This window comes from Streptomyces sp. NWU339 (assembly GCF_003143855.1).
GTDB lineage: Bacteria > Actinomycetota > Actinomycetes > Streptomycetales > Streptomycetaceae > Streptomyces.
On sequence record NZ_QFRK01000051.1, the window covers coordinates 30,415 to 42,229 of the forward strand.

At 72.4% G+C, this 11,815-nt stretch carries 7 protein-coding genes and 1 rRNA gene; 5 read left to right on the forward strand and 3 right to left on the reverse strand.

Going from position 1 to position 11,815, the window contains the following annotated elements; translation table 11 throughout:
- Positions 1 to 36 precede the first annotated feature (36 nt).
- Positions 37 to 1,461, reverse strand: coding sequence for an MFS transporter (locus DIZ27_RS36125; RefSeq protein WP_109382637.1), 1,425 nt, complete (start codon positions 1,459 to 1,461; stop codon positions 37 to 39).
- A gap of 716 nt (positions 1,462 to 2,177) precedes the next feature.
- Here DIZ27_RS36125 and DIZ27_RS36130 point away from each other — a divergent pair.
- The gene (locus tag DIZ27_RS36130; protein ID WP_109382638.1) at positions 2,178 to 4,301 is read left to right on the forward strand and encodes an asparagine synthase-related protein; all 2,124 of its coding nucleotides are present in this window, start codon (positions 2,178 to 2,180) and stop codon (positions 4,299 to 4,301) included.
- A gap of 265 nt (positions 4,302 to 4,566) precedes the next feature.
- On the opposite strand, the gene DIZ27_RS36135 is transcribed toward DIZ27_RS36130, so the two are convergent.
- A complete protein-coding gene (locus tag DIZ27_RS36135; RefSeq protein WP_109382639.1) occupies positions 4,567 to 5,325 on the reverse strand; it encodes a TetR/AcrR family transcriptional regulator in 759 nt (252 codons plus the stop codon).
- Positions 5,326 to 5,702: 377 nt separating this feature from the next.
- Here DIZ27_RS36135 and DIZ27_RS36140 point away from each other — a divergent pair, with 377 nt between their 5' ends.
- Both DIZ27_RS36140 and DIZ27_RS36145 read left to right on the forward strand, forming a co-directional pair.
- Positions 5,703 to 7,085, forward strand: a complete 1,383-nt coding sequence (locus DIZ27_RS36140) for an NAD(P)/FAD-dependent oxidoreductase (protein WP_109382640.1) — start codon at positions 5,703 to 5,705, stop codon at positions 7,083 to 7,085.
- Between the two features lie 173 nt (positions 7,086 to 7,258).
- Complete coding sequence (locus tag DIZ27_RS36145; protein ID WP_109382641.1) at positions 7,259 to 8,950, forward strand: SpoIIE family protein phosphatase; 1,692 nt, start codon at positions 7,259 to 7,261, stop codon at positions 8,948 to 8,950.
- A 39-nt stretch (positions 8,951 to 8,989) separates the two neighbouring features.
- On the opposite strand, the gene DIZ27_RS36150 is transcribed toward DIZ27_RS36145, so the two are convergent.
- On the reverse strand, positions 8,990 to 10,267 hold the full coding sequence (locus tag DIZ27_RS36150; protein WP_109382642.1) for an MFS transporter: 1,278 nt from the start codon (positions 10,265 to 10,267) through the stop codon (positions 8,990 to 8,992).
- Positions 10,268 to 10,403: 136 nt separating this feature from the next.
- Here DIZ27_RS36150 and DIZ27_RS36155 point away from each other — a divergent pair, with 136 nt between their 5' ends.
- Both DIZ27_RS36155 and DIZ27_RS36165 read left to right on the forward strand, forming a co-directional pair.
- On the forward strand, positions 10,404 to 10,961 hold the full coding sequence (locus DIZ27_RS36155; RefSeq protein WP_109382643.1) for a MarR family winged helix-turn-helix transcriptional regulator: 558 nt from the start codon (positions 10,404 to 10,406) through the stop codon (positions 10,959 to 10,961).
- A 704-nt stretch (positions 10,962 to 11,665) separates the two neighbouring features.
- A 16S ribosomal RNA gene (locus DIZ27_RS36165) occupies positions 11,666 to 11,815 on the forward strand; the annotation flags it as partial.

The following is an 11,815-nucleotide window of genomic DNA, read 5'->3' on the forward strand; positions in this document are numbered from 1 at the left end:
GCGAGGCGGCCCCGACGGCCCGGGCGGGCGGGGCTCTCAGGCAGGTGTCATCAGCAGCGGCCGGGCCCGCTCGCGCAGCTCGACCACGCGGGGTTCGTCGCCGTAGGGCTCCAGGCGGTGCAGGAGGTCCTTGACGTACTCGGTGGTGCGGGCGGACGAGATGCGGCCGGCCACCTCCACCGCGCGCACGCCCTGCTCGCAGGCGGCGTCCAGGTTGCCCGACTCCAGCTCGGCGACCGCCGAGACGACGAGCCGCAGACCGTGCGAGCGCACGAACTCCTCCGTCGGACGCGACAGCGCCTGCTCGGTGAAGCGGCGGACCTGGCGGGGCGCCTTCAGATCGCGGTAGCACTCCGCGGCGTCGGCGGCGAACCGGTCGTAGGAGTAGAAGCCGAGCCAGCCCGGGTCGCTGTCGCCGGGGCGGGAACGTTCCAGCCAGCCCTCGGCCGACTTCAGGGCCGCGCCGGCCGCCGGGGCGTCACCCGCGCGTGCGTGCGCGCGTGCCTCCACGAGCCGGAAGAAGCTCATGGTGCGGGCCGTGGCCAGGCCGCGGTTGCGCTCCAGCGCGGCCTGGGCGAGATCGACGCCCTCGTCGCCGAAACCGCGGTAGGTGGCCTGGAGGGACATGGAGGCCAGGACGTATCCCCCCAGGGGGACGTCAGCTGCCGCTCGGGCCAGGCGCAGGGCCTGGATGTAGTAGCGCTGGGCGGCCTCCTGCTGACCGGTGTCGAAGGCCATCCAGCCGGCGAGCCGGGTGAGTTCGGCGGACGCGCCGAACAGGGCGCGGCCGACGTCGTCGGCGTAGGAGCCCAGCAGCAGCGGCGCCGCCTCCACCCGCAGGCACTCGGGGACCATCGAGGAACGCCAGTCACCGCCGCCGTACTTGGAGTCCCAGCGCCGCGCGTCCTCGGCTGCCTCGCGCAGTTTGCGCACATCGCTGTGGCCGACTTTGGCCGGTGCGGCCGAGCCCTCCGCCGGGCTCACCTCGCGCGCGACCGAACTGTCGGCCGGGGTTATCAGCCAGCGCGAGGCGGGCGTCGCGTACGCGCTCACCGCGAAGGATCCGGCGAGCGACTGCCAGATGCCGCCGGACCCCGCTCTGCGGCCGGCCAGGTCCAGCCGGTACAGCTCGGTGGCGGACTTCACCGCCTGCCCGACGTCCCGGGGGAAGGCGAGGCCCACTTCGGGTGCGGGATCCGCGTCCGCCAGGCCGATCTCGTGGAGTGGCACCGGGCGGCCGAGTTTCTGGCCGATGGCGGCGGCGATCAGGTGCGGCGCCGTGCCCTGTGGCACCATCCCCTTCGACACCCAGCGCGCCACCGACGTCTTGTCGTAGCGCAAGGTCAATCCGCGTTGGGCGCCAAGGTCGTTGACGCGCCGCGCGAGGCCCGCGTTGGAGATTCCCGCGAGGGCGAGAACGGTGCCGAGCTTTTCGTTCGGCCCGCGTTGCTCCCTGGACATGCGCCACCCCTCGACACAGACGGCTGCCGCTCTGGCATAACCCGGCGGCATTCGTAAACCCAGCGTAGTTCGCCGCATCCCAAGCGTTAAGGGGCATTCTTCCGGATGGCGGGATTGTGGTCCGTACTGAAGTGCGGGTCCGATACGCGCGGTTGCGGCATGCTCCCGTCGTGTGGCCGTGCGCCCGTGTGTGCGCTCTACTCCGGCCATGGCGGGAACGGTTCCATGGTCGGGCGTGGGTCGGCCCGCTGTACTGGATCCAGTGGGCTGGGGGACACCGCCGCCTTCATCCCCGCGGGCGGCGGAGACGGTCCGGGAGGCGCACTCCGCCTCCCGGACCGTGCGACCGTTCAGCGGTGCGCAGAGCCTGTACGGAGCGTGTTCGAGGTTCTCCTCGCATCTCCGAATTGGCTGAAAATCGACCCCCTCGTTCGAGGGCTGTCACCGTGTCTATCCTGGCAGTTGAGGGCGCGTTAGAGGTTTTTGGGGCGCGCTGGGGGGCGCATTCGCGTCGCACTGGCAGGGACAGGTGCGCGGCCGCGGTCGGGCGATCTCCTCGCGTCGGGCGGGCGTTCGGAGCGAGGTGGGTGTATCCGCCGGGGCGCATTCGGCGGAGCACATGCGGCACCGGCACCCCTCTTGAGCGTCTCCTTCATGGCAGCATGGGGAACCGGTGCGCACGGCGCACTTGTTGTCCACAGCCTGTGGAGGCGTCGATGCGGTGGTTGGTGGGATGGAGCAGCACCGCCGCGGGTGCCCTGGCGTTCGGCTCCGCCGGCGCCACCGGGTCCGACGGCGAGACCGTGCAGCCGGTGGGTTCGCAACCGTTGTGGGGCGATCCCGATCCGCTGTGGGCGGTCGGCGACTGGCGCCCCGACGAGGTGCGGATGGTGTCCGCCGACCCCGAGACCCGGATCGCCGTCCTCGGCACCTGCGGCGCCACCGACGAGCAGCTGCGCGTCGCCCTGTTCGCCGCGCGCGGCGGTGCGCTCCGCCATCTGACCGCCTGGCCGGGCAGCTACACCGCCGTCGTGCGGGTGGGCCGCCGGATCACCGTCTGCGGCGACCTCGCGGGTGCCCGGCCGGTGTTCCACACCCCCTGGGAGGGCGGCACGGCGTTCGCGACCGCCGCGCTCCCGCTCGCCGACCTCGTCGAGGCCAACCTCGACTTCGGTCACCTCGCCGCGCTCCTCGCCGCCCCCGACGTGCCGGCCGCGCTGTACGACTCCACGCCGTACGACGGCGTGAAGCGCGTTCCGCCGGGGCATGCGCTGATCCTGCGCGCCGGGGCGCGCGAGATCGCCGGGTACGAGCCCGTCGCCTCGCTCGCCGTCGCCGCGCCTCCCGCCGACCCCGACAGCGCGGTGGACGCCGTCCGGGACGCGCTGGTCGAGGCGGTACGCACCCGGCTCGCCGCTCCCCGCCATGTACCCGGCGCCGACATCGACCCCGGCCCGGTCCCGGGCATGGGGCCCGCCGAACGGCGCGCGGCGCGCGGGATGCCGGTGCCCGGGATCGGGGCCGACCTGTCGGGCGGGCCCGCGTCCGGGACGCTGGCACTGCTCGCCGCCGGGCTGCCAGGCATGCCGGGGACCGTGCTGGGGCACGGCACGGGCGCGGGGGAACGGCTGCTCGCCGTCACCTTCAACGATCTCGCGGGGGGCTCCGCGGGTGGTCCGGCCGGTGGTCCACTCGGCGGGCGGGAGGACGAACTGGCGCGGGCCGGGGCGCTGGCCGCCAACCCCCGGCTGCACCACGTGGTGGTGGCGGGCGGCGAGGACACCCTGCCGTACGCCGATCTGGACGGGCCGCTGACGGACGAGCCGGGGCCTTCCCTCGTGATCGCGGCCCGGCACCGGGCGCGGCTGGCGGCGGGCAGCGCGGACCACTTCACCGGGTACGGGGCCCGGCAGGTGCTCGACGCGCATCCCGCCCGGCTCGCCGACCTGCTGATGGACCGCAAACGCCGCCATCTCGTACGGCCCGTCGCCGCGCTGGCGAAGGCGGACGGGTCCGTGATGGTGCCCGCGCGGGTGTACGCCGCGGCCCGGCGCCTCGCCCGTACGCCCTACCGCACGGGGCTGGAGGGCCTCGCGGAGCGGCTGCTGCGCCACCAGTCGGACGACGAGGCTCCCGGGGGTGCGGCGGACGCCTCGCTGGCCGCGCTCACCTGGGGAAGACCCGGGCCGGCGGCGCGCTGGCTGACCGGTGAGGCGCTCGCTGAAGTATCGGTTCGCCTCCAGGCCTCGACGAGCCGGTCCGAGGTGGGGCCGGGGCAGCGGCCCGGCGACTTCCGCGCGCGTGCGGCACTGGCCCGGTACGCGGCGGACCTGCGGGTGCTGGAGCAGGCCGCCGAGGTCCGCTTCCAGCGGTTGCACACGCCGTTCCTCGACAACCAGGTCGTCCGCGCGTGCCGGGCGCTGCCCGAGGCACTGCGGGTGCGGCCGGGGGCGCGCGCCGCGATTCTGCGGACCGTGCTGGAAGGCGCGGGCGTGCGGGAGTTGCCCGCCGGGTGGGGCGCACCGACCCAGGCGACCACGGCGGCCGCGGCGCGGACCGGGCTGCGGGTGGCCACGGACACGCTGATGGCACTGTTCGACACGCCGCTGCTGGCGGAGGCGGGACTGGTCGAGGCCCGGGTGGTGCGCAAGGCGCTGCGGGCGGCGGCGGAGGGAGAGCCGCTGCCGCTGGACGGGCTGGCGGACCTGGTCTCGCTGGAGCTGTGGCTGCGGCGGCTGCTGGCCCGGCGGGGCACCTGCTGGACGGGCACACCCGGGCGGCAGCGCGCGGTCCCCGAGGGCATCGCGCCACACCGGGGGGCGCTGGCCCGCGGAGCTTGAGCGGAGGCGCCTGCGGTGCTCGAGCAGGTGTGGGCCGGGTGCCGATGCGGGCCGGTGGGGCATCCGCCCTCGGCCCGGTGCGGAACCGGGTGACCGTGCGGTGACCGGCGTCGACGCGCCGACCACCGCGGGCGAACGCCCCCGCTCCGTCACCCTCCCGCCGTGGGCTATCCGAGCCCGCCCTGAACAGACTCACGTACAAGCGAGTCCGTCCGCCGGACAGGCCCGGCCCTGACCCCCGTTCGGACAGGGGACCTTACGCGTCTCACACCGGGCGTGAGCGCAGGCCCTCCAGCAGGATGTCCAGCAGACGCGCCGAGGCCGCCGCCTGCTGCGCCGGGTCCGGCAGCGAGGGCGCGGCCGTGGCGATCACCAGGAGCACGTCCGACACCGACACGTCCGGCCGCAGTGCGCCCGCCTCGCGGGCCCGCTCCACCAGCCGGCCGACGACGTCGAGGAGCTGTGCCGCGCCGGCGTCGTCCTCCGCACCGCCGGCCGACGGTTCCCCGGGCACCAGCCGCAGCTCACCCGTCGCGGGCTGCGCCCGCTGCTGAGGCACCCGCGCGTGGTCCGCCGCGCCGTGCTCGTCCGCCACACCCACCCGCAGCACCTGCGGCGGCAGCAGCCGCCCGGCGCCCGAGTCGACCGACGTGCGCAGGAAGCGGGACAGCGCCGACCACGGCCCGTCCTCCTGACCGAGCGCCGCACGCGCCTGGTCGGTCAGCCGGGAGATCTCCTCCTCGGCTATCCGCCGCACCAGGACGTCCTTGCTCGGGAAGCGCCGGTACACCGTGCCCACACCGACCCGTGCCCGGCGTGCCACGTCCTCCATCGGCGCGCCGTAGCCCAGCTCGCCGAAGACCTCGCGGGCCGCACGCAGCACGTGCTCCAGATTGCGCTGGGCGTCCACACGCAGCGGTGCCGTGCGCGGCCCGCCCGCTCGTCCGCGGCCCGACGGCGCGCTCAGCGCGGCGCCGGGCGCGACAGCGGACGCGGAAGACCAATGAGAATCCTGAACATGCATACGCTTTCCCCCGGTAATGATGACGTCTCCCCCCGGAGACTCCCCGCCATAGATGGCTGGGGTTCGAGGAACATGCCCGGTGGCCGGATCCGCCCGTCGCGGACCCGAAGAGCGCATCCCCCTACACCCCGTCGACGTACGAACATAGTTGAGTGAGGGTCAATTCAGAAGGGGCAGGTTCCGCACGGAGCGCCCCCCGATCGGAGCACGGAGCCCATTGATCCCGAATGCGCCCCCGGGACGGCACCGGAAAATCACCGCTGACCTGCGCACACGCCGTTCGGTCGGCCCATCCGGCTCCTCCGGCCCGCCCATGGCCTCCGGTCACACAATTCGTCGGGGCTGTGGACAAACGCGAGCGACGGGTGCGTCATGGGATGGTGAAGGAACGTGCGCGCATTCTTGTTGTCGGCGGTGGATACGTCGGGATGTACACGGCCCTGCGCCTGCAGCGGAAGCTGAAACGGGAACTCGCCCGGGGCGCCGTCGAGATCACCGTGGTCACACCGGACCCGTACATGACGTACCAGCCCTTTCTCCCGGAAGCGGCCGCCGGTGCCATTTCTCCTCAGCATGTCGTCGTACCGCTGCGTCGTGTCCTCGACCGGTGCCACATCGTCATCGGCGAGGTCACCGCCCTCGACCACGCCGCCCGCACCGCCACCGTCGCCACGCTCGCCAGCGAGGAGGAGGGCAGCGGCGGCGGCCGGCCGATGGCGTACGACGAACTCGTCCTCGCGCCCGGCTCCGTCTCACGCACCCTGCCGATCCCCGGTCTCGCCGACCACGCCATCGGCTTCAAGACCCTCGAGGAGGCCGTCGGGCTGCGCAACCACGTCCTCGAGCAGATGGACATCGCCTCCTCCACCCGCGACCCCGACGTCCGCGACGCGGCCCTCACCTTCGTCTTCGTCGGCGGCGGCTACGCGGGCGTCGAGGCACTCGGCGAGCTGGAGGACATGGCCCGCTACGCCACGCGGTACTACCACAACCTCCGCCCCGAGGACATGAAGTGGATCCTCGTCGAGGCCTCGAACCGCATCCTGCCCGAGGTCGGCGAGGCGATGGGCCGGTACACGGTCAGCGAACTGCGCCGCCGCAACATCGACGTACGACTCGAGACCCGCCTCGAGTCCTGCGCCGACCGCGTCGCCGTGCTCAGCGACGGCGCCCGGTTCCCCACCCGCACCGTCGTGTGGACCGCCGGGGTCAAACCGCATCCCGTTCTCGCCGCCACCGACCTGGCGCGCGACGAGCGCGGGCGGCTGAAGTGCACCGCCGAACTCGCCGTGGAGGGCGCCACGCACGCGTGGGCCGCGGGCGACGCCGCCGCCGTCCCCGACATCACCTCGAAGCAGCCCGGCCGGGAGTGCGCCCCCAACGCGCAGCACGCACTCCGCCAGGCCAAACTCCTCGCCGACAACGTCGCGCACTCCCTGCGCGGCGAACCCCTGGAGAAATACGCCCACTCCTACGCCGGGTCGGTCGCCTCCCTGGGACTGCACAAGGGCGTCGCCCACGTCTACGGGCGCAAACTCAAGGGCTACCCGGCCTGGTTCATGCACCGCACCTACCACCTGAGCCGCGTCCCCACCTTCAACCGCAAGGCGCGCGTGGCCGCCGAATGGACCCTCGCCGGGCTCTTCAAACGGGAGATCGTCTCCCTGGGTTCACTCGAACACCCGCGGGCCGAGTTCGAACTGGCGGCCGGTGGAAAGCCTTCTCAGGGCCCCCCGCACAACCCGAAGGGGTCGTCCTGACCGGACCCAGGAACTCCACCGACCGGCCCGACGTCTGACGGATGTCGGCCCGGTCGGCAGCCTGCCAGACTGGTCCACCACCGGGGGCGGGCGGCCGTCCGCCCCCGGTGCGGCCCCGAGGCCCCGGCCGGTCCCGGTTTCCGGCCGCCGACAACTACACGAGGCAAGGATTCGTGAACTTCACGCGCTGGAGCGCCCGGCTCCCCGGAACGCAGCGCCGCGCCGCAGCGCGCAGCGAGCACACGGTCTCCCCGAACCGGCGGGGAGAGGGCTCCGTGCCCGCCGCCCGCGCCGAACAACCCGCCGACCGACCACCGCCCGTGCCCGCCGTCGACGACCTCAGGGTGCGCGAGGTCCTCGACCACGTCCCCTCCCTCGTCGCCCTGGTGCACGGTCCCGACCACCGCATCGCCTACCTCAACGACGCCTACACGGCCGCCTTCGGCCCCCGCCCGGTCGGCGCCCCCGCGCGAACAGCGCTCCCGGAACTCGACGAACTCGGCCTGCTCACCCTCCTCGACCAGGTCCTGCGCAGCGGCAAGCCCCGCACGGTCAAGTCCCGCAAGGCCCCCGACGGCCGCTCCTACACCTTCACCTGCACCCCGGTCACCGACGGCCACGCCGACGGGGCCGGGGGCGGCGGACGCGGCCGTGGCGGCCGCGGGCGCGGTGTGCTGGTCTTCGCCACCGACGTCACCGACCACGCCGAGGCCGCGGAACGGCTGCGCGCGAGCGAACGCCGCCAGCGCGAGACCGCCGTCACCCTCCAGCGCTCCCTCCTCCCGCAGGAACTCGAAGAGCCCGACGACCTGCGGGTCGCCGCCACCTACCACCCCGGCGGCACCGAGGCCGCGGTCGGCGGCGACTGGTACGACGTGATCACCCTCGGCGGCGGGCGCACCGCCCTGGTCATCGGCGACGTCATGGGCCGGGGCGTCCGCGCGGCGGCCGTCATGGGCCAGCTCCGCACGGCGGTGCGTGCCTACGCCCGCCTCGACCTCCCCCCGCACGAGGTCCTCCAACTGCTCGACGGCCTCGCCATGGAGATCGACGCCAACCAGATCGCCACGTGCGCGTACGCCATCCACGACCCCAACGAGGGCACCCTCGTCTACGCCTCCGCCGGCCACCTGCCCATCCTGGTCCGCGACGAGCAGGGCACCGTCCAGCGCGCCGACGAACCGACCGGGCCCCCGCTCGGCACCGGCGGCTGGATGCACTCCTCCGGCTCGATCCCGCTGGGCCCCGGCTCCACCGCCGTCCTCTACACGGACGGCCTGGTCGAGCGCCGTGACGAGGACCTCGACGAGGGCATCGCGGCCCTGGAGCGCGCCCTGGCCGGCGCGACCGGCACCCCCCAGGTGGTCTGCGACCGCCTGGTCCGCTCGGCGGGTGTGACCCCGGACCACGACGACGACGTCGCCGTGCTGGTGCTCCAGCACCCCGCCCGCAAGGGCCCGGAGAGCGAGCTCTTCCGCAACGCGGCCCTGGAGCTGCTGGGCGGCGTCGAAGCGGCCCCACGCGCGCGTGCCTTCGCCTCCGGTGTGCTGACCAGCTGGCGGTTCCCCGCCGACCTGCACGACCTGGGCGTCCTGGCCGCCAGCGAGCTCGTCGCCAACTCCCTCCAGCACGGCACACCGCCCATGCGACTGCGCCTGCGCCGCACCGACCGCCGACTGATCGTCGAGGTCACCGACGGCGACGACCACCTCCCGAGGCGCCGCCGCGCGGAACCCGCCGACGAGTCCGGCCGGGGGATCGCGATCGTCGCGACGATCGCCTCCAACTGGGGAAGCAGGCGCACCCCGGGCGGCGGCAAGGCCGTCTGGTGCGAGTTCGCCCTGCCGAAGCCGACGGGTTCGTAGGGCGGGCCCGTAGCGAAGCCCTCCGACGGGGCGGGTACGTCAGGCGGGTGCCGGAGCCTGCTCCGCCGCGGCGCTGCCGCCCTGCGTCACCACCAGGCTCCGCGCCGCCGACGGCTGGTTCTGCACGTCCGTGAGCTGCCGGCCCAGCCGCAGCGCGAGCACGGTGATCCCCAGCGAGACCAGCACGAAGACCACGATGTACGGCGCGTGCAACGAGGCACCCATCGGCCCGCCCACCGCCGGACCGATGGCCAGCGCGAGCTGCTTCACCAGGGCGAAAGCCGCGTTGTACTGCCCCGCGAGACCGGTCGGCGCGAGATCCGCCACCAGCGGGGCGAGCGTCGGCGACAGCAACGACTCACCCAGCCCGAACAGCGCGTACGTCGAGATGAAGGCGGCGGTGGCCATCGCCTGGCTGCCGTTGCCGAGGCCCGCGTACCCGGCCACGGCCCACGCCACGGCCCAGAGCAGCCCCACCGACGCGATCACGCGGGTGCGCCTGCGGCGCTCCACGAACCGCAGCACCAGGAACTGCGCGATCACGATGACCAGCGTGTTCGCCGCCAGCGCCGTCCCCAGGGTGGACGGCGAGATGCCGGCCGCCTCGACCCCGTACGCGCTCAGTCCCGACTCGAACTGCCCGTAACAGGCGAAGAACACCACAAAGCCCAGGACGCACAGCTGCACCATGGCCCGGTTGCCCATCAGCTGCTTCCAGTTGCCCTTCGCCGATGCCGCCGGAGCGCCCGCGACCCGCGGCGAGTGCGGCATCCGCACCGTGGCCATCACCCCGACCAGCAGCAGGAACATCGCCGCCTCGATCGAGAACAGCAGGGTGAAGGAGCCGGGTTTCGTGGTGTCGACGAGGTGTCCGCCGATGAGACCGCCGATCCCGAGCCCCAGATTCTGCAGGAAGAACTGCATGGCGAACGCCCGCGACCGGGTCTCCGCGGTGGAGCAGTCCACGATCATCGTCGCCAGCGCAGGCTGCATCACGGCCTGCCCGGCCCCGAGCGCCGCCGCCGACAGCAGCACGCTCGGCGCACCGTTCGACAGACCCAGGCTCAGCGCGCCGACGGCGGCCGTGAACAGGGCGACGAGCAGCACCGGCAGCGGGCCCCGCCGGACGATGGCCCGCCCGGCGAACGGCAGCACGATCAGTGCGGCCACGGCGAAGACGGCGAGCACCAGCCCCGCCGTCATGGGCCCGAGCCCCCGCACCTGCGCCACATAGACGTACAGGTAGGGGACGGTGAAACCGAGCCCGAACGCACTGAGTGCGTTGCCCACGTGGATCCGGCGCATCGCAGCGCCCATCGCCCTGGTCACGTTCACCTCTCTCATCAAGTTAGGCGTGAAGACTTAGAAGCTAAAGTTCGAAGGTAAAGAGTACACATCGAACGGCTTCAGCACGAAGGGCTTCAGGATGAAGGTGACGTGTCATACTGCGGCCATGGGCGACACTCCCGGCCCCGGTGGGCTGACAGAGCCGACACTCGAAGAGCAGCTCGCCGCGTACCAGCGCGAGTTCCAGGGCCTCGACCCCCAGGTCGAGAAGATCGTCTCGGCACTGTCCCGCCTCAACCGCCGTATGAACGTGGCCTACGGCCGCCAGACCGCCGAGCTCGGCATCACCAACGCCGACTGGGAGGTCCTCAAGGCCCTCGTCCTCTCCGGTGCCCCCTACCGCATGGGGCCCAGCGACCTCGCCAAGCGGCTGGGCCTGACGCCGGCCGCCATGACCCACCGGATCGACCGCATGGTCGCCGAAGGACTCGTCAGCCGGGACCGGGACGAGACGAACCGGGTACGGGTCATCGTCGAGATCACGGACGCCGGCCGCGAGAAGTGGATGGAGGTGATGCGCATGGCGACGGTCTTCGAGGGGGACCTCCTCCAGGACCTCTCCGCGGACGAGCGGACCGCCCTGGGGGAGATGCTCACCCGCCTCCTGCGCAGGGTGGAGGACGCCCAGCCCGACGCCGGCGGACGCCTCACGGACCTGGACTGACGGCCTCGAGCCGACGGGTCGGCCGGGCAGCTCCGGCCGACTGAAAAGATCTTGACAGGGCTCGCTTGACACTCCCCTGCCCGATCCGTAGTGTTCTTCGAGTTGCCATCAGGCCGTAACGGTTCTACGGCAGCACCTCCGCCGCGACAGCGGCACTCACACCAACAGCATGACCTCCCAAGCGGACCGATTTCGGCGTGCCCGAATTCAATTCGTACGGGACTCTGCGACTCGATTCGGATCCGAACAGCTCCGATTTGAGAAGCAGCGAGAGGGTCCGCTAAGGTTTGAGACGTCGGAACGGCCCAACGGCCGGAAAGACAAACCCCGCTGACTGGGGGTCAGGTCGAGAAAGAAGATCTGATAGAGTCGGATCCGCCGGAAAGGGAAACGCGGAAAGCGCGGCCCCGGAAGGCGAAAGCCCGAGGAAATCGGATCGGAAAGATCTGATAGAGTCGGAAACGCAAGACCGAAGGAAAGCGCCCGGAGGAAAACCCGCAGGGGTGAGTACGAAGGAAGCGTCCGTTCCTTGAGAACTCAACAGCGTGCCAAAAATCAACGCCAGATATGTTGATACCCCGTCTCCGGCCGTCCGGCCGGGACGAGGTTCCTTTGAAGAAAATACAGCGAGGACGCTGTGAACCGCCGGATCATTCCTCCGGCGGTTCCGCTCCCGTGTGTGTCACCGGGACATCCCGGAAGCATTCACGGAGAGTTTGATCCTGGCTCAGGACGAACGCTGGCGGCGTGCTTAACACATGCAAGTCGAACGATGAACCACCTCGGTGGGGATTAGTGGCGAACGGGTGAGTAACACGTGGGCAATCTGCCCTGCACTTCGGGACAAGCCCTGG